This window comes from Bacillus sp. CGMCC 1.16607 (assembly GCF_042683745.1).
GTDB lineage: Bacteria > Bacillota > Bacilli > Bacillales > Cytobacillaceae > Pseudoneobacillus.
The window spans coordinates 32,661-52,353 of sequence record NZ_JBHUJX010000013.1 but is presented as its reverse complement, the minus strand read 5'-3'; the positions used below and the strand labels follow the sequence as shown (position 1 = coordinate 52,353).

Here is a 19,693-nt window from a genome sequence, read left to right as displayed (position 1 = left end):
TATTATCAGATTTACAAAGGAATTGGAAAAATCCACTGATTGTTTCTCCCTTCATATATAATAATCACATAGAATTAGAGGAGTGTTCCTTATGGAATGTGAAGTATGTGGTTATAAAATCGATATGAAAAAGAAAACTGGATTTTTTTTGATTACGAAAATACAGAACCAACATATGAAATTACTTCAAAAATTTTTGATGAGATAATATGTGAGCAAATAATAAATCATGCTTTATCATTATCATATAAACCTGACACGATTTATATTGATACATGGTTTCCTGATACACATTTATTTGAAGGATGTTTTGAGATAAAAAAGAATATAATAGATGGAATGTCGGCTAAATACTAGAACATACAAAATTAAAAGTAAAGTTTTTCTTTTAAGCGATCATCATTATGAACTGCACCCCAATTGTTAGACACAATTGGGGTGCAGTTTTTTTATGAGTAAATTATAAGTGATATAAAATTAATGATTATTCAAGACTATAACTCGAGAGCAATTTCTCAAACAGAGTATGCAAAACAATGGGGGTTACCAAAGCATAATTCCAATATTGTTGAAGTTATATGAATTACATAAGGAATTCGAAAGTGTAGAGCATTTTAAACAAGAGCTTGAAAAATATATGGAATACTATAATACGAAACGGAATAAGGCAAAATTAAAAATGAGTCCGTTACAATACCGAACTCATTTGGAGCAAGCTGCTTGACGAAATAACCGTGTCTAACTTTAGGGGTCACTTCACAATCTAGACCTTTGCTATTTTAAACAAAATATTAGCTCTAGGGGAAACTACAAGAAGATTTTTTTTAAAAAAATAAACTGACTAGTAGGTTTATGGTTATTTTTCAAGTTCTAGGTTCATATATTTTACTATCCAAGAACAAAGGGGGTGAAAATATGAAAATAAAAGGGAAAAAGATTGAACAAGTTAGCACAACAGCTGCATGCAGTGTATTTGATGCAATGGGAGGAGCTTGCTAACTAAGTAATAAGTAAAGTCTTAGGATTTAAAATACATACATAGGAGGTGTAAAGATGAAAATTAAGGGGAAAAAGATTGAACAAGTTAGCACAACTGCTGCATGTAGTGTATTCGATGCAATGGGAGGAGCTTGCTAACTTGATTATTATGTAAATAGTGATGAGATAGTGGTCTAGTTTTTGAGACCACTATCTTAATTCTTGGAGGTGAATGTGTGTTTAAACCATTGTTCAAACCAATATACTCGGCGTATCTAGTGAGACCTGGTTATATTCGTATTGGTCAATCAACAGATTTGGGAATGGAAATCGAGGATGAAACAGGAATTTTTCTTGATCTTATCTTGCAATTAAACGGAATAAAAGGACTTGAAGAAATTTGTCAGACTTTAATAAAAAAGTACCCGAATGTAACAAACGAAGAAGTTTTAAACGCAATTGAAGAATTAAATCAAATGGGATTTATATCAAATGCTGAACTAGAAGAAAAGTGTATGCTATCGAGTGAGAAGAGGAATCGATATAAGGGAAATCTTAATTTTTTCCTTCATTATTCAGGAATTGAAAATTCAGCAATATCCCATCAAATTAAACTAAATCATTCCAGAGTAGTCATATTAGGTATGGGTGCTTTTGGCTGTGGGTTATTGATGAATTTAGCTGGTTTGGGTGTAGAACATGTTAGAATTGTTGATTTTGATACGATTGAACTTAGTAATCTAAATAGACAGTTTCTATTTAGAGAGAATGATATTGGTTTAGCAAAAATCGAAGCCGCAAAGAATTCTATTCTTGGATTGAATTCGAACATGGAAATAGATATTGTCAATAAAAAAATTGATTCAACGGAAGTAGTGATTGAATTAATAAAGGACTATGATTGTGTCATTTTAGCAGCGGATCAACCTTTAATGCAAATTCAAAGATGGGTGAACTCAGCTTGTGTGAAACTAAAGAAAGTTTTCATGTCAGGAAGCATTTATTTAAATAGAGGAGTATTTACCACTATTATTCCTGACGAAACTCCATGTTTTGATTGTATGCTATTTGAGAATGGTGAGCCTAACTTAACTCTAATCAATGAAATGGAAAGATTCGTTAATACAAATTATATGCCACCTAATACCGCAACCGCCCCTGGAACTTTAATGATAACATCTATGATTATCCAAGACTTGTGCAAATTACTTACAGGTATATCACCTCCGATTTCTCTTGGGAAAACAATCCGTTTTGACATCATGACATTTTCAAAAAAGGAGATTCCTTGGAAAGAAAGAGAAGTAAAGAACTGCCCTACATGTGGTGAAGGAAAACATTATCAACACATTTTTAATAGCTTGGATAAAGAAGAATGGGCGAACAGACCTTTTATAGAAAGATAGGTAATATTAACTATGAATATAACCTTTCAAAGTAAAATAAAAATGCATCGTTTAAAAAGTCGGATAGAAGATGATGATGAAGTAGTGATTGGCCGTGTTGACACAGGAGAATATATATTGTTACCAAAAATAGGTATTGAAATTATTGATTTATTAGATGAGGGAAAATCAATTGGTGAAGTTAAACATATAATCGAAGAGCGTTACTGTGAAGAAGTGGATGTACTAGATTTCGCAAAAGATTTAATTATGGATTATAAGTTTGCATACATGTTAGATGGTATCATTGTCAATGAACAAGATAAAACAAAGGACCATTTAGCTTGGATACCTGGTAAAGTAGGGGACTATTTGTTTGGAAAAATGGGTTATATGATATACATAGTAATCATACTTTCATGTTTATTTCCACTTGTTCTTTCTGAAGGTATGGTCTACCCACATTATAGTGATATTTTTATAACATCATACTCCTCTATAAATATTCTTTTGACAGTTTCAATTAGTTGGTTTTTTTTAGGTATTCATGAAATAGCCCATTTAATTTCAGCAAAGTCTCTTGGGATTGGAAGCAGAATCCGACTTAGCCATAGACTATTTTTTATGGTGGCAGAAACAAATATGTCGAATATCGTTCTAGTGGAACCAAAGAAGCGGTATCGTGCATTTTTAGCAGGAATGGCTTTAGACGGAATGTTTTTAAGTATTGTCTTCTGGATTCAATACCTTCATGAAATTGGTTTATTTTCTCTTTTACCCACCACATTATCTATATTCAAACTATTAGGTTACATCTTTTTTATGGGACTATCCTTCCAGTTTATGTTTTTTATGCAAACAGATATTTATTACACCATAACTACATTTTTAAGGTGTAATAATTTAATCGTTAATACTAGGCTATTTTTAATGATGAAAGTTAAGAAGAAGCTTACTTTACATCAGCAAAGTGAATGGGAGGGAGTATCTCTTAAAGAAAAGAAAGTAATTAAGTGGTATTCTTGGGTTTATGTGCTAGGAATATCATGGGCAATTATTTTTTTCTTAAGTTATACGTTTCCACAGCTGATTGAATTTTATAGTAATTCATTTCGTTCAGTGTTTAAATTTCCATTTCAGTTATGGTTTTTCATTGATGGAATTTTTTATCTAACTATAACATCTATTCCATTTGTAGTCGTTATTTGGTCCTGGATGCGTACCCTAAAAAGGAACAAAATACGGAGTAGAAGTAATGCACTTTAGTGAGTGAATTAATTGTAATCTAATAAATGATATAACCAAACCAGTTTTTTAAGAAAAAACAGTCCAAATGATTCAACTGCCCTTGGATGTTAAGAAAAAGCCTCTATCTACGGAAAACGTAAAAGCGAGGTAGATTGCGTTTTTGGTCACATCAAGGGCAATTGGTCGTTCCTCAGATGGTCCTTGCGGGGTCGTACCAAAGTCCATGTAGAATTTGGGATTGTGGCATTAGCAAATAATTTTAGAAAATGTAGTTTTATAAAAAAGATTGATCATTTAAACAAAGTCTAATTATTTAAAATAAGGTTTGATTAAAAATCCTGTGTTGATATGCAGGATTTTTTCTTCTTCCACAATCGGGCCAGATTGTGGAAGATAAAGTATAAATTTCAGGAGGTTTTTTTATGTTTGTAGTAAATGTAGAAGGGGCAATTCGTCGCAATGAGAAATGGCTTTTAATCCGTAGAAGTGAAAAGGAGGAGCATGCTGGTGGGGGTCTCTCATTAGTAGGCGGAAAGTGTGAAATTGAAGGTGATTCATCTGATATTCTGGAAAGAACGTTAAAACGAGAAATTTTTGAAGAAGTAGGTAGCGAAATAACAGGCATTAAATATGTAAATAGCTCCTCCTTCGTTACTGAATCAGGGATAAATGTAATCGATATAGTTTTCCTATGTCATCATAAATCTGGAGAACCTTACGCTAAAAGTACTGAAGAAGTGGATGATGTTATTTGGATGACAACTTCAGAGATTCTTGCTCATACGGATCTACCTATATTTCTAAAAGAAAACATTAAACTTGCAGAGAAAATACTACAAGATAATTTGCATGTGAAATATTAGTTATACATATTCCATTAAGGGGCGCTTTTCTGAAATAAAGAAAGCGTCTTTCTTCATGAACAGGGCCATAGTGTGGAGTAACTCTTATATTGCGTATTGCGAAGTAAGTATATTTTTAATAAGATAGAATATATGTTCCTATAAAGATGGAGGGGTTCGAATGAAACGAGTTTATTTTCAATCAAATAATTTATGTTTGTCATATATCGATTATAATATTGGTGAAAGTGAAAAGGTTTTACTTGCATTACATGGTCATTTTGGAAATGCTAGAATGTTCTCTAGTCTTGCATCCAATTTTGATGATTGGAAAGTCATTGCTTTAGATCAGAGGGGGCATGGTTGGAGTGAGCATCCAGAAAATCGAGATTACTCTCGCGAAGCATACATTGAAGATATAAAAAATTTTATTACGACTGTACTAAATAAAAAATCTGTAGTTATAATAGGACATTCGTTAGGGGGAGCGAATGCTTATCAATTTGCTTCTAAATATCCCGAACTTGTAAAAGCAATGATTATAGAAGATATTGGGGCTGAAATTGAAGGTGATGCATCCTATGCAGAACAATTTCCTAATAGAGTAGCTTCATTAAAAGAGCTTAAAGACGTAATAGAGAGTAGATGGAAAGGAAGTTTTAGATACTTTGGTGAAAGTGCCTTTGAAGACGAGCATGGATGGGGATTTAGATTTGATTCAAAAGGGATGATAATTTCACAGCAAAATTTGAACGGTAGTTGGTGGAATGAGTGGACAAACACAGATTGTCCAACATTACTATTACATGGTAAAAATAGCGATGTGGTTAACCTTAGTCAAATCAAAAAAATGAAACAAGTAAGAAAAAATACTACAATAAAAGTTTTTGAAGGCTGTGGACATACCATTCACGATGATAATCCTCTTAGTTTTAATAACACTGTAAAAAACTTTCTTGAATTACTTTAATCTATAAGAACTAATGCTACGCAGTACAAGGATACTGTTAAATAGAACAGGTTATTCGGCAATCTGGCGCCTGATTGTCGATAAATATAGGTAGAAAATGATCTTACTTTTTTATTAAAATCATACTTAAAACTGCTGAAAGAGAATCCCTTTTGAACAATCTTTTTTTAAAAGGGATTCTTTTAATTTATCGTGAAATATAGGCTTGTGGGGGATTATTAATCAAAATTTATTCCAAGGCCTAAATTTATCCCTACGTTTAACTTACTGTAAATTCAATAGGATTAATTGAATTGAGTTCATTATATCTCTCCTTAGTCATTATCACTACAAAAAATAGACAAAAGTTTCATTTTTGCAATATGTAATGGTGACTAATAAAATATATCGCAGTTCGAAATAAATATATAATTAAATGGTATGAGAATATGTTAAATACTGTTACTAGCAATCAATAGTTTTATTCTGAATATTATAGTCATTTAATACTGGAACATAAATTTCAAATTCAAGCAATTCATGATTCCATGTATGATTTTGCTTTTTATCAAATAATTCAATGTAAGGGAGATTAGGATGTTTTGTTAAGCCATTTTCCATAAGTTTGTTTTCGATCAATTCATAAGTTTCTATAACCTTTATAGATGAACCCTTATGTTTGAATACAGCATATTCGATTGAAGGGATGATTTCGCTTACGAAATCACCCTTTAAAGTAAAAGGTATTTCAGATATTGGCTTAGCGAAAAAGTAGGTTGATTTTTTTCGGAAATCACTAATAAGACCGAAATATAAGGAACAGTTTTTCCATTCAAGAATAGGGTACTCATCAAACCCTATTTCATCCCATCTCACTACTATTTCATCCCTTGAAAAAATGTCAATATCCTCTACTTTCTTTCCTACAATCTTTAATTCACCTTTTTTTTTAATAGTAAATTTCATCTTTTAGTCCTCCCATAATTTTTATGCAGTTTGATTATTTTTTGGGGTAAAACTCTTGGATTTGGCTAAGAAGTATTTCGTAACAAAGAAGGTGAAAAATAATCCTATTCCAGATATAAATAATGTTCCTTTCTCACCTAATATTTCTCCTAATACACCTCCGATCAATGATCCAATCGGTACTAGACTCATCATTATCAATCGTAATAAAGCATTTACCCTACCTTGTGTATTTATAGGTACAATCATCATTCTTATACTAATCTGATTAACTCTAAATATAGTTATACTTACCCCCAATAATAGCTGTGTCAAGATAAGATATAAGATTGAATAAATAGAATTGTCTGATACCACAGGAAGAAGTAGCACGGAAAATGCTCCCATGATAAGGGAAATCACCAAAGATCTTTCCTTTCCGACGAGATTTGCGATCTTGCTAGCTAGTACGGATCCTATAATTCCACCAATACCAGTAGAAGCCAGGACGATTCCAGTGAAAAATGGATTCAATTTAAGTTCTTGTGTTAAAAATAAGAGAAAAATAGGAGCCATCATGGTTGAAAATAGATTTAACAAAGCTGTAGATAATGCAAGAACTCTTAGTTTTGCATTATTGATGATGACTTGATATCCTGACTTTGCTTCCAATAAAAGCGATTTTCTCTTAGTTGTAACTTCCTCAATACTTTTAACATCCTTCTCTTCTTTTATAGTTGCTAACACCAAACTAGATAACATAAAGGCACCAATATTAAAAATTATGGCAAAAGGAGCAGATAATAGTTGTATTAACATTCCTGCTATTCCCGGGCTTACTGCCATTGATACAGATCTTGTACCTTCCAATTTACTATTAGCCTTTATAATTTCATTTTCTGTAACAACTTTTGTAACAAGAGATAGGTATGCGATATCAAAGAAGGTTGTAAAAATCCCTAAAAAAAAGGCAACAAAATATAAATGTATTATGGTCAACATATCGAAAATATACAAACAAGGTATCATTAGAAGTGTAATAAAACGAGCTACATCTGACACTACCAAAATAGGAACTTTGCGATGTCGATCTACCAAAGTACCTACAACGAGACTAAATAAAAGGATAGGAGTATAGCTAACAGCTTGGAGGAAGCCCATTTGCAATGGATTACCTTTTATCACAACAACTGCTATTAAAGGAATACTCATCGTAGAAATTTGATGACCAAATACTGACAACGATTGACCTAACCATAGTTTTGAAAAGTTACTTCTAATAGAATGTTTAACTTGTATCCCCTCCTAAAAGTGGGCAGTTTTACTACCTAAAGTTTGGACATTGAAAAAACTTGTAAGACAATAGCAACAATTCTATTATTAATCTGAAAAGAGGAATAAAAAAGGGAAAATAAAATTATTATTTTCCTCTATTAATGCTGGGGAGTTGCAAAATGAAAGTTGAAGAATATTTTATTCTATTAAGGGAATATTACCGAGAATATAAGAGTTGGGACGAGATTGAAGTAACTTTAAATGAAGTATCAAATATTCTTCTATGTACAAAGAGAAATTCTCGTTTAGTTTTAAACAAATTATCCGATTTAAATCTACTTAAATGGAACCCTGGGAAAGGAAGAGGGAATAAATCGACTTTAGTATTTTTATCTTACCCTGAGGATCTGGTCTTTAATGTAATCATTGACCTTGCATCAAAAGGGAACTTGTCAACCTCTTACAGATATCTATCATTTCAAACAACACCGCAGAAAGTTAAGATGAAATACAAAGAGTGGCTAGATGAACAACTTGGGGTTAAGCATTATGTTGAAAAAGGAAAATCTATCGATGTGATAAAAGTTCCAATTTATACAAAAATACAATCGTTAGAACCATCAAAGGTCTTTTATGGACCAATGAAACATATCCTAACAAACATATTTGATAATTTAGTAACATTTAATTATCAAACAAACAACCCTGAACCTCATATTGCCCATTATTGGGATGTAAGTAACAAAGATTTAACATGGACGATATATCTTCGAAAAGGAGTATTTTTTCATAATGGAAAAGAACTTACATCCGATGATGTTATAGTTTCTATTAATAGAATAATAAATTCTGAATATCCTCTTAAATATACTTCATTTTTAGGGATCAAACAGCTCGAGAGTGTTCACAACTATTGTTTTAAAATCCATTTGTACAAACCTAATTCCTTGCTCTTGCATTTTTTTAGTCAACCCGAATTTAGTATCTTACCTAGTAAGCATATATCTGAAGAAGATAGTGAAGTTATTGGCACTGGTCCTTATCAACTATTAAGCAATAAGAATAATGTATTAATATTAGGCGCTTTTCAATATTATTTTAAAGAAAGGCCACATATAGACAAATTAGAAATTTGGTCTTTTCCTAACGATAAAAATATGGCTATAACAAATTCTGATATTATTTTCAATCCACCGGAAGAAATAACAAGAAATCTCGGGAGTTGGAAATCATTCTCAACACAAATCAGCAAAATGCTTATTTTCAACTCTACAAAAATTAATAGCCCTTTGCTTAATAAATCGATAAGAAAGATAATTTCTACTTCTCTAAACATAGAAACATTAATAGATTTAGGTAATAGTAAGAAGAAAGAAGATTTGGGTGCTAATATTGATGGTTACAATGGAGAATTGATAAGTATATATACCACTACGACAAATGAAAGGGAAATGGAATGGATTAAGATTGAATTTAATAAATTAAGCATAAATGCTAAATTAGAACAGATTTCCCCAGATGAATTATACAGAGCTGATGTTTACTTAAAAGCTGATATTATTATTTCTGGTTTTTCCTTTGATTACTCTAAAGAGATATCCATCCTAACATTAATATTTAAGTTTTTCGGATTGTTTACAATAGAAGTCCAAGAAAGCATTCAAAAACAATTAGATCTGGTGAAAAGTTCCTATAACCCAAATTTAAGAAAAAAAAGTTATGATAAAATTTTTATGATTTTAAAGGAAAATTATTGTATTAAAACTCTATATAAAAAACAAATAGATACTAAGATGGATTCCTCTATCTTATGGAACGACAACCAAACATCAAATTTGATTGACTTTAGAAATATATGGATAAAAAATACAGATACTTGTTCTAGTATTAATAAAAGTACAAATGGATGAAGATACGAAGTAGACTAAATACTGCGCAACAAACAGGCAAATCATCGAGGTAAAATTCATGTGAATTAATTGTATTTGATTTAAAGTTATTTGAGATTAATCGAAGTGTACCATACCACAAAAAGTGGTAAAGGAAACCATCTCAATATCAAATAACACTGTCTTGCCCATATCTCTATACAGATAATTTGGAAAAATTTTTTTTGGATTTTTATTTACTTTGTCGATTTTGATTTTTCATGTTCGTTGTATCTATACAGAGGACGAGTATGAATGGTCTTCTAAAAGGAACTTGACTTAGAAATAAGGTGGAAATCCCCCAAGATCAGAGCTCAATGAAGCCATAAGTAAGTACAATGAGGAATTAGTTAAGGCAGGTGTGAGGGTTGCGGCTAATTGACTATATCAAAGTTCAATTGGGATTCGCATTTGGATTACGAAACTAGGGAAAAGCCAGTGGTTATGGATGGCACATTTACGGAAACGAAAGAAGTGATTGCCGGGTTCATTTTATTGATGTGAAGTCGAGGGAAGAAGCGGGTCGAGTGGGCAATGCGGATGCCGGATCCACAGGGATATTGGGAATGTCAGAATTGCAGGAAATTTGTTGCAAGAGGTATTGGTCAGTGCGCTTGAAAAATGGCCGGAGTCAGGTATATCAGAATACTGGGAGCCTGGCTCATAACTGTTGCCAAACGATAGGCGATTGATCTTCTGCATCTCATATTCACCACGTGTCATCCGGTACTTTTAAGGGAAGCTCGAGTCGCTCTAACGCGGTTGCAACATATCCTTCATTAACCATGAGATAAATCACATCCAGAACTTTTGACATCCGGCGTGAAAGCTCAAGCCCACATGGATATTCAAAAGGTACCTTTGAAGCAGAAAGTGTTCCTTTGCTCTGACGATTTGTTGTGCAATGGCTGATTCCGACACAAGAAAAGCTAAAAAAAGCTTGGACCATTCCATCTGTCTTTAACCCGTATAGCTGTTTAAAATAGGACCAATTGCAACCTCGAGCTCAAGTCTTCCGTTATCGGACGCTTTACTTTAATAAAGATATTCAACAACAGGGCAAGATTTTGAAATAAAAAATAAAAGAGTAGAAATTTTTGATAAAATGAATCTTAGAAATGTAAAAATAAGAATGATTGCTTAGGAAGAGGGGGAAGAAGTGCCATATTGTAAAGTTCGTCAGGCTGAGATTTATTATGAAGAAATAGGTGAAGGTAGACCAATTTTGTTAATACACGGATTTACACCTGATCATAGATTAATGAGTGGTTGTATGGAGCCAATATTTACTTCAAGGGATGGATGGAGAAGGATTTATGTGGACCTACCCGGAATGGGGTTAACAAAGAATTATAACGGAATTAGTAGTTCGGATGATATGTTAAATTCGCTTATAGATTTTATAGAAGCTGTCCTTCCTAATAAAGAATACATAGTTGCAGGAGAATCTTATGGTGGATATATAGCAAGAGGACTTATTGAAAAGCATAAAGAACGAATACTAGGGGCTGCATTTATTTGCCCTGTTATTATTCCTCAGCGAGACTATAGAACGGTTGAGAAACATAGAATTTTAAGAAGAGACGATGAATTTGTAGAAAAATTATCAAAGGAGGAATTAGCCGAATTTAGTAGTAATCAAGTTGTACTTGATGAGTACAATTGGTTACGTTATAACAAAGAAATTTTAGCTGGATGTAAAATTGCGGATGAACAATTTTTAGAAAAGATTAAGAACAACTATGAATTTTCATTTAAAGCTAATCAAACTATTTTTACCAGACCGAGTTTATTTCTTTTAGGAAGACAAGATTCTTCTGTTGGATACAAAGATGCACTTAACATAATGGAATACTATCCAAGAGGGTCATTTGCAATTTTGGATATCGCAGGTCATAATTTGCAAATTGAGCAACCCAAACTATTTAGTTCTTTAGTAAATGAATGGTTAGATAGAACAGAAGAATTATTATTGATTAGTGAAATAACTTGTTCAACAATCTGGCGCGATTGTTGAATAAAACATAAATTTATAAACCACTTTATTGTTATATTTCTTTAGTATAGTGAAGTGTTTTACATCAAAAATTTAACAACTATATTTACAACCCCGACCTAACATTGGTTGAGCATTTAAAATTAAATAATTTTATTGTCATTAACACAGGAATGTGAACTGTAATACCTTTTGATTAACTCAGTGGAGAAAGTCAAATACATCACTACAGCTCTCCTTTGCTAGTAAGTGATAAAACGAAACAGTAAGATTATTAATAATTGAATTTATGGATACCATCATAGTTGGTGAAAATGAGCTTGTTAGAAAGAGAGAAAGGTGTTGCCGTTATCACGGATGGCTTTTATTAAGGAGGAGTTAAGAAGTAACGTAATGAAATTTACAGACTAATCAAATGGTTGCCAGTCAGCGTGAACAAGCAGGTTGCAGGATAAGGTGGAAACCCACCTAACAAGAAATAGTCATTCAAGTAGAGAATCTTGGAGTAAGAGGGCTAAATCTGTTCTTAAGTGTAGACAGTTTGGAAATGAGGCGGAAGCCAACTTAGTAGGAGGTTTGAACTCCGAAATCCCAAGTTTATGGTGGTAGAAATATTTGACTGTACAGAATGCCAAATCTTTATTCTCGATTTGGAGAGAAAGTAGAGTTTCCTTCGGAGAGCATTGATCTTTGCACCTTTCACAATGATCTTGTAACAACTCGGGAGATCCTGTGTGGTATTTCATTATGAGTCTTGTTCTGCACAGGAAGAAGAATAGATGCAAATCTGCTCATGTATTAAGAATTTATATTGGAAAACCTAAAACAAACAAGATGACTTTCTTAGGAAGGTTTTTGTCAACCCTATCTTAATCTAGGGAATTATAGGTTAATTTGTTGAAATTTGTCTATCAATCATCGATCTGTTATGCTTCGTTTTATGCTATGCTCTTAATATAAAACGACTAGTTGTTCTATATTATGGGAGAGGAGTGATAAAATGGTTAAAATTCTAAAATCAATCAAAAAGGCAATTTCAACAAAGAAAGTAGCACCTGTTTGCGAACCAATGTAATTATTACATTATGACAAAGTCTTACTTAAAAGGTAAGGCTTTGTTTTCTTTTATAAGTGAATAACTAAAGTAGAATGCTGAATACATAAAGATAAGAAATAAACAGGATATGAACAATGGTAATTCTTTATCATAAATTACTAAATAAGGAGTTTTAGAGAGTTGAATTTAAAGCAATCATTACTTAATATTATCGATGACTTAATTATTAATAATTACATTAAAAAAAATGATATCTACAATCAGGGAACTGGGTTGAGAAATGAACTATTATTACCCCTATATAAATCATTAGAAAGTGCATTAGATGAATCTTTTAGACTCAATCTAAAAGATAGGGTGATAAAGGTTCACAAGTTCAATTCTGTAAAATTTGACTTTGCATTAGAAGAATTAAAGAGATTTTTTTTGTTAGCAGCCTTGGTGAAGAATGGTATATCTATGTACTCTATGAAGGTAGATGCAGTATGGCACGAAATGTTAATGTTTACTAAGGAGTATGATTCCTTTTGCGAGAATTTTATTGGCAGGAAGATACACCATGTTCCTAGAGTAAAAAATAAACCTCTTTATATGACAGAAAAACAATTTAATGAACAACAATCTTCTGATGATGCCCAAGACAAAAGACTACTTTTCAATATCATTTACAGTCACGTGTTTATTACAACTGAATTTAGTCACTATTTTTGGGGAGAGATCGAGACAGATTTACCCGGAAACTGGAGCGCTATTTTAGATAAACATTTTAGACATTATCCTGACTTACGTGAATCAGTCATTCTTGCTGAACAATTAAGTTTATTGAGTAGGGAAACTTCTGAAATAAAACAACAAGTGGTATTTAAGTAACCTTGAACCATAATGAGTAAATAAATAGATAACAAGAATTTATCATTAATGGGTGGGTCTGCTGCTAATCGGTAGCGGACTTAAATTATGTGTACCACATTCTAGTAAGTTCTTTTTAAGTAAAGTTTGAAATATTCCTAATACAACCTATATTTTATTTAAAATTATTTTAAAGTGCCTACTTTAAATTCTATTACCGGTTAGATAGGTATAAGTGTCAACGGATATATCTATATTTTTGATCTTTTAGAATGTAAAATTTTGTTCTTCCTCCTTTTTCCCCAACCATACGGATTGGCTTTATTAATTGCAACTTCATAATGCGCCATAGAGAATACATTGGCAAATTGCTTATATGTAAGTCCGGGTGTTGCTTCAACCATCTTGCTTAAACCGATATTCATTCCCATTTATAAAAGAGCAGCCATGATAATGATCGTTTCTTCCTTATGTGGCTTTCGAATATTGAAAGCATGAGTGAATTGCTTATGAAATCCTACTACATAAGCAACATCTATGAGTAATCGGTTAATTTTAATTATTGGAGCATCTTATAAAGACGAGCACTAAATTTCTTTGTTAATTAATGAACATCATTTTCTAAGCATGCAATTGAAAGTTTTCCCCTTTAAAAAGGAAATTTATCAAGCTTTTTAAAATTTGATAAGGCTATTGGTTCTCTTTATCATATAGTCATAGATGATAAGCTAACTAATCATTCTCTAATTGGTTAACATCAGCAAATGACTTTTAATTAAAAATTGTCCGAAAGGATTATATCCTGATAAATCTAGTTATTTATTAAATAGACTAATTAGTATATTATTTATCATGGGGGGTAAATTGTAATCTATTAGATATAGTAGAAATAATTAATAGTATCAATATTTTGTCAGGAAAAGTGTATTCCATTCTTCTTTAGTTCAGAAGTGATAAAAAAACGTGTTGAAGGGTTGATGAAATGGTGTTAAGAAAAAATTCCTTTTATGGCATTTTTATAATTTCAATGATTTTATTTATGTATTTTATATTTTGTGTAGTCCCAACTTATGCAAATTCACCAATAACGTCCAATAATATAGTAGAAGTTAATGCCCATACATTTTCCAATAATACTTATGCGTATAGTAAATTAGACATCAGTCCTAATGGAAAAGTTTATCTAGCCCATGTTATCAATGATGGAACTGATATTGTTATTAAAAAATGGAATGGAACGAACTGGGAAACAATCACTTCAGTGAGAAATAGTGATGCAAACGTTACTTATATTAATGGGCCATTGGATATTACTGTAGATTCTAATAATGGCATTCATTTAGCATACCATTTAGACATAGGTACAGGAGTTACTAGTACAAGAGGAATAGGATATGGCTATTATAATGGTTCAAGTTGGAATTTTACTCAAATAGAAGTCGCGAGTGATCCAAATGGATGGAAAGATTATAGAACACCTATAATTGAAGTAGATTCTGATGGTAAAGTTTATCTTGTTTATGAACATATAGATGGTAACGGTACAAGGAAATCAGAAGTAAGATTTGCAACTAATGTATCGGGTACTTGGAGTAAACAAGGCGTATATACTAAAACAGGTTCAAGTGATGGGAATTTATTTGCTAGTATTGCAATTGATAGTAATAAAAAAATTCACATTTCGTATACCGATAACAATGCTTTTTATTACACATTCAAATCAGCCTCTGATTCAAACTTTTCTATCGCTAGTAAACTAGTAGATGGGGGCTCATTAAATAGTATTTTTTCTTCTATTTTTATTGATTCGTCAGATAATCTATATTTTACTTATTTCAAAGAGAATGGCTACTCTTATATTGAAACAAATAAGAGTGGAAATTGGCAGACAGAGCAAGTCTATTTTGATCAAAACAGATCTACATATCCCGTAAATATCTTTGTTTATGGGTCATCAGTTTATTTATTAATGGATTCTTGGAAAAACGATGGTACGGATGAATATCTATTTGCGATGGTTAAAAATAATAACCAGTGGATATCAGGAAAGAATGTATTGCCCGCGGATAATAGTTCTACAACATCAGAATTGGACTTTATAATTAACTCTGATGGGAGTTATATGATTATTATGTTAGATGAATCACTTAGAAAAATTAGTAGCTTATCAGGTACCAAAACAGCTTTTGGCTTAGTGTCAAACATCCCACAAGCGCCAAATGTCAGTGCAGATGATATCAATAATACGATTCTTGGTATCGATATGATTATGGAATATCAAATAGACGGTGGCGCATGGACCGCGTATACGGGAAGTATGCCAGACTTAAGTGGCAATAAAACCGTCAAGGTTCGAATCCAAGCTGACTCCACTTCTGGTACTCCTGCAGGGGAAGAGGCGACTTTAACATTTACGACGAACCCAAGTGCTCCACCCGCTCCAAATGTTAGTGCAGATGATATCAATAATACGATTCTTGGTATCGATATGACAATGGAGTATCAAATAGTCGGTGGGGCATGGACAGCGTATACGGGAAGTATGCCAGATTTAAGTGGCAATAAAACTGTCAAGGTTCGAATCCAAGCTGACTCCACTTCCGGTACTCCTGCAGGGGAAGAGGCGACTTTAACATTTACGACGAACCCAAGTGCTCCACCCGCTCCAAACGTCAGTGCAGATGATATCAATAATACGATTCTTGGTATCGATATGACAATGGAGTATCAAATAGACGGCGGGGTATGGACAGCGTATACGGGAAGTATGCCAAACTTAAGTGGCAATAAAACCGTCAAGGTTCGAGTCCAAGCTGACTCCACTTCTGGTACTCCTGCAGGGGAAGAGGCGACTTTAACATTTACGACGAATCCAATTGCCCCGGCCGCTCCAAACGTCAGTGCAGATGATATCAATAATACGATTCTTGGTATCGATATGACAATGGAGTATCAAATAGACGGCGGGGTATGGACAGCGTATACGGGAAGTATGCCAGACTTAAGTGGCAATAAAACAGTGAAGGTTCGAATCCATGCTGACTCCACGTCTGGTACTCCTGCAGGGAAAGAGGCGACTTTAACATTTACGACGAATCCAATTGCCCCGGCCGCTCCAAACGTCAGTGCAGATGATATCAATAATACGATTATTGGCATGGACGCGACAATGGAGTATCAAATAGACGGCGAAGTATGGACCGCGTATACGGGGAGTATGCCAGATTTAAGTGGCAACAAAACTGTCAAGGTTCGAATCCAAGCTGACTCCACTTCAGGTACTCCCGCAGGGGAAGAGGCCACTTTAACGTTTACGACGAACCAAAGTGCTCCACCCGCACCTAACGTCAGTGCGGATGATGTCAATAATACGATTATTGGCATGGACGCGACAATGGAGTATCAAATAGACTTTGGAGCATGGACCGCATATACGGGAAGTATGCCAGATTTAAGTGGCAATAAAACCGTCAAGGTTCGAATCCAAGCTGACTCCACTTCAGGTACTCCCGCAGGGGAAGAGGCCACTTTAACGTTTACGACGAACCAAAGTGCTCCACCCGCACCTAACGTCAGTGCGGATGATGTCAATAATACGATTATTGGCATGGACGCGACAATGGAGTATCAAATAGACGGTGGAGCATGGACCGCATATACGGGAAGTATGCCGAATTTAAGTGGCAATAAAACCGTCAAGGTTCGAATCCAAGCTGACTCCACTTCAGGTACTCCCGCAGGGGAAGAGGCCACTTTAACGTTTACGACGAACCAAAGTGCTCCACCCGCACCTTACGTCAGTGCGGATGATGTCAATAATACGATTATTGGCATGGACGCGACAATGGAGTATCAAATAGACGGTGGAGCATGGACCGCATATACGGGAAGTATGCCAGATTTAAGTGGCAATAAAACCGTCAAGGTTCGAATCCAAGCTGACTCCACTTCAGGTACTCCCGCAGGGGAAGAGGCCACTTTAACGTTTACGACGAACCAAAGTGCTCCACCCGCACCTAACGTCAGTGCGGATGATGTCAATAATACGATTATTGGCATGGACGCGACAATGGAGTATCAAATAGACGGTGGAGCATGGACCGCATATACGGGAAGTATGCCGGATTTAAGTGGCAATAAAACCGTCAAGGTTCGAATCCAAGCTGACTCCACTTCAGGTACTCCCGCAGGGGAAGAGGCCACTTTAACGTTTACGACGAACCAAAGTGCTCCACTCGCTCCAAACGTCAGTGTAGATGATGTCAATAATACGATCATTGGCATCGACATGACCATGGAATATCAAATAGACAGTGGCGTATGGACGGAATACCTGGGAAGCATGCCGGATTTAAGTGGAGATATAACGGTGAAAGTTCGAGTAAAATCCGATACTAATACGGGGACACCTGCAGGAGCGGTAACAACGTTAACCTTTACGACTAATCCAAGTCCGAACCTAGATCAAGTAGCTCCTACAAGCTTACAAGGATTCGCACCAACTTTTGCAGGAAATGACGGTCAGATCAAAGGTGCTTCGCCAGAAATGGAATATAAGTTAAAAAACGATTCAACTTGGATTCAGGTGACGGGAACAACCATTATAGGATTAGTAGCTGGAACGTACGAAGTACGCTATAAAGCTAAATCGGGCTATAATGCTGGTCAAATTACAGAAGTTGTTATCCCACAGTATGTAGCACCAAGCCCCAATCCTAACGATAACGACGAAAGTAGGGGCAGCACTCCTTCACATGGTGGTGGTAATAACATTGGAGGGTCTTCTACAACTCCTAGTGTAAACATTCGCCCTGCTGATGTGGGCGTTAGCGATGGAAGCAAAACAGAATCAGCAGCTAAAGTTGAAATCGTCCGTCAAACAGAAAATAATAAAAAAGTTGATCAAGTTGTATTAGATAATAAAACTACTGAGGATACGCTTAAAAAAGCATTAGAACAAAAGAAAGATACAGTTAATATATCCATCTCAGATTTACCTAATGACTTAGCCGATGAGGTTTTCGTTAAATTACCAAATCAATCTATAGGTCAATTATCTGGCTCAAATGTGTCACTAAATATTCAAACAGAGGACGTTAGTATTCAATTACCAAAAGAATCTGTACAAGGATTAAACAGAAAAGCAGACGACTTATTCTTCCGAGTTATTCCAATCCGAAAAGAAGAGGAGAAAAAAGAAGTCATCTCCAATACGTTAAATGCTAGCGTTGTAAAAGAAGTCGCTGGAGACAATGATGTCCAAGTTCTTGGTAAACCAATGACCATTGAAACCAACTATCAGAACCAAAAAACATTGGTAACTTTCTCATTAAAGGATATTACCCTTCCAACTGATACAACAGAGAGGGAAATGTTTTTAAATTCATTAGCCGTGTTTATCCAACATAGTGACGGAGAAAAAGTAGTCAATAAAGGGAAAGTGAAATACGATGCTAATGGCAAGCCTTTAGGGATTGAGATTGAAATTACTAAATTTAGTACATTTACAATTATTAGTGTAACTGATAAAACTGGAACAAAAACACATGCACCATACATCCAAGGCTTTGGAAAACAATTCAAGCCAGCTGAAATTGTCACACGTAAGCAAATGGCTGCTATGTTAGCGAGAAATTTACCTGAGCAAACAGTTAACGAAGACACCAAAGGTTATACAGACATTAATAAAAACAATTGGGCTTACACAGATATTATGAAAGCTAAGAATGCTGGAATTATGTTGGGTGCAACCGAAACAAAGTTTAATCCAGATGGTGCTGTAACACGTGCTCAAATGGCAGTGATTGCTTATCGTTGGATACAAAAAGAATGTTCCAAGGATTCAAATGCTTATAGCAGTTGTTCATCTTTAAATAAAATCGCAGATGCAGACTATAAAGACGTTTTGTCAGAATACTGGGCGCAAGAAGCCATTTCCTTCATGAAGATTGCGAATATCATGACAGGATTTGAAGGGAACACATTTAAACCAGAAGATAAATTAACAAGAGCCCAAGCAGTAAAAGTATTAAATCGTCTCTTCAAACGTGGTCCATTAAATGAAGTTGAAACATCCACATTTACAGACGTTCCAACCTCCCATTGGGCATATAAGGAAATTGAAGAAGCAGCAAGAGCGCATTCATACACGCTTGAAGCAAATGGAGAAGAAGTATTTATAGATAAATAAAAAATTAACTGGATCCAGGGGTTAGGAACTTCTAACTATTTGGGTCCAGTT

12 protein-coding genes and 2 pseudogenes are annotated in these 19,693 nt (G+C 34.1%); 11 read left to right on the top strand and 3 right to left on the bottom strand.

Annotation, left to right across the window (positions count from 1 at the left end; genetic code table 11):
- Positions 1 to 586 precede the first annotated feature (586 nt).
- The 6 genes and pseudogenes from ACFSO7_RS09195 to ACFSO7_RS09170 all read left to right on the top strand — a co-directional run.
- Positions 587 to 724, top strand: a pseudogene (locus ACFSO7_RS09195) (IS3 family transposase); the annotation flags it as partial.
- 490 nt (positions 725 to 1,214) lie between these two features.
- Entirely contained in the window at positions 1,215 to 2,384 is a 1,170-nt protein-coding gene (locus ACFSO7_RS09190) for a HesA/MoeB/ThiF family protein (protein WP_377877010.1), read from the top strand.
- Between the two features lie 12 nt (positions 2,385 to 2,396).
- The gene (locus ACFSO7_RS09185) at positions 2,397 to 3,629 is read left to right on the top strand and encodes a PqqD family protein (RefSeq protein WP_377877009.1); all 1,233 of its coding nucleotides are present in this window, start codon (positions 2,397 to 2,399) and stop codon (positions 3,627 to 3,629) included.
- Between the two features lie 105 nt (positions 3,630 to 3,734).
- Entirely contained in the window at positions 3,735 to 3,920 is a 186-nt protein-coding gene (locus tag ACFSO7_RS09180; protein WP_377877055.1) for a transposase, read from the top strand.
- Positions 3,921 to 4,033: 113 nt separating this feature from the next.
- Positions 4,034 to 4,474, top strand: a complete 441-nt coding sequence (locus ACFSO7_RS09175) for an NUDIX hydrolase (RefSeq protein ID WP_377877008.1) — start codon at positions 4,034 to 4,036, stop codon at positions 4,472 to 4,474.
- Positions 4,475 to 4,634: 160 nt separating this feature from the next.
- Positions 4,635 to 5,423, top strand: a complete 789-nt coding sequence (locus ACFSO7_RS09170; RefSeq protein ID WP_377877007.1) for an alpha/beta fold hydrolase — start codon at positions 4,635 to 4,637, stop codon at positions 5,421 to 5,423.
- Positions 5,424 to 5,867: 444 nt separating this feature from the next.
- Here the strand turns inward: ACFSO7_RS09170 and ACFSO7_RS09165 are convergent, their stop codons facing one another.
- Both ACFSO7_RS09165 and ACFSO7_RS09160 read right to left on the bottom strand, forming a co-directional pair.
- On the bottom strand, positions 5,868 to 6,368 hold the full coding sequence (locus ACFSO7_RS09165; protein ID WP_377877006.1) for a GyrI-like domain-containing protein: 501 nt from the start codon (positions 6,366 to 6,368) through the stop codon (positions 5,868 to 5,870).
- A 21-nt stretch (positions 6,369 to 6,389) separates the two neighbouring features.
- Positions 6,390 to 7,628, bottom strand: a complete 1,239-nt coding sequence (locus tag ACFSO7_RS09160) for an MFS transporter (RefSeq protein ID WP_377877054.1) — start codon at positions 7,626 to 7,628, stop codon at positions 6,390 to 6,392.
- 173 nt (positions 7,629 to 7,801) lie between these two features.
- Between ACFSO7_RS09160 and ACFSO7_RS09155 the strand changes: the two genes are divergently transcribed.
- From ACFSO7_RS09155 to ACFSO7_RS09140, 4 genes are all read left to right on the top strand, one after another.
- Positions 7,802 to 9,532: an ABC transporter substrate-binding protein gene (locus ACFSO7_RS09155; protein ID WP_377877005.1), complete on the top strand. Its 1,731-nt coding sequence runs from the start codon at positions 7,802 to 7,804 to the stop codon at positions 9,530 to 9,532.
- Between the two features lie 396 nt (positions 9,533 to 9,928).
- Complete coding sequence (locus ACFSO7_RS09150) at positions 9,929 to 10,054, top strand: hypothetical protein (RefSeq protein WP_377877004.1); 126 nt, start codon at positions 9,929 to 9,931, stop codon at positions 10,052 to 10,054.
- A gap of 655 nt (positions 10,055 to 10,709) precedes the next feature.
- Complete coding sequence (locus ACFSO7_RS09145; RefSeq protein ID WP_377877003.1) at positions 10,710 to 11,567, top strand: alpha/beta fold hydrolase; 858 nt, start codon at positions 10,710 to 10,712, stop codon at positions 11,565 to 11,567.
- Between the two features lie 1,216 nt (positions 11,568 to 12,783).
- On the top strand, positions 12,784 to 13,473 hold the full coding sequence (locus ACFSO7_RS09140) for a glycine-rich domain-containing protein (protein WP_377877002.1): 690 nt from the start codon (positions 12,784 to 12,786) through the stop codon (positions 13,471 to 13,473).
- Positions 13,474 to 13,769: 296 nt separating this feature from the next.
- Here the strand turns inward: ACFSO7_RS09140 and ACFSO7_RS09135 are convergent.
- A pseudogene (locus tag ACFSO7_RS09135) lies at positions 13,770 to 14,101 on the bottom strand (Tn3 family transposase); the annotation flags it as partial.
- A 333-nt stretch (positions 14,102 to 14,434) separates the two neighbouring features.
- Between ACFSO7_RS09135 and ACFSO7_RS09130 the strand changes: the two are divergent.
- Positions 14,435 to 19,642 carry an S-layer homology domain-containing protein gene (locus ACFSO7_RS09130; protein ID WP_377877001.1) on the top strand — a complete coding sequence of 1,736 codons (5,208 nt, stop codon included), beginning with the start codon at positions 14,435 to 14,437 and terminating at the stop codon, positions 19,640 to 19,642.
- The last annotated feature ends 51 nt before the right edge of the window (positions 19,643 to 19,693 follow it).

Bases quoted from the DNA above. Each gene is read 5' to 3' on its own strand.
- ACFSO7_RS09185 (WP_377877009.1), top strand. From the start codon at position 2,397: ATGAATATAACCTTTCAAAGTAAAATAAAAATGCATCGTTTAAAAAGT.
- ACFSO7_RS09175 (WP_377877008.1), top strand. From the start codon at position 4,034: ATGTTTGTAGTAAATGTAGAAGGGGCAATTCGTCGCAATGAGAAATGG.
- ACFSO7_RS09170 (WP_377877007.1), top strand. From the start codon at position 4,635: ATGAAACGAGTTTATTTTCAATCAAATAATTTATGTTTGTCATATATC.
- ACFSO7_RS09165 (WP_377877006.1), bottom strand. From the start codon at position 6,368: ATGAAATTTACTATTAAAAAAAAAGGTGAATTAAAGATTGTAGGAAAG.
- ACFSO7_RS09155 (WP_377877005.1), top strand. From the start codon at position 7,802: ATGAAAGTTGAAGAATATTTTATTCTATTAAGGGAATATTACCGAGAA.
- ACFSO7_RS09130 (WP_377877001.1), top strand. From the start codon at position 14,435: ATGGTGTTAAGAAAAAATTCCTTTTATGGCATTTTTATAATTTCAATG.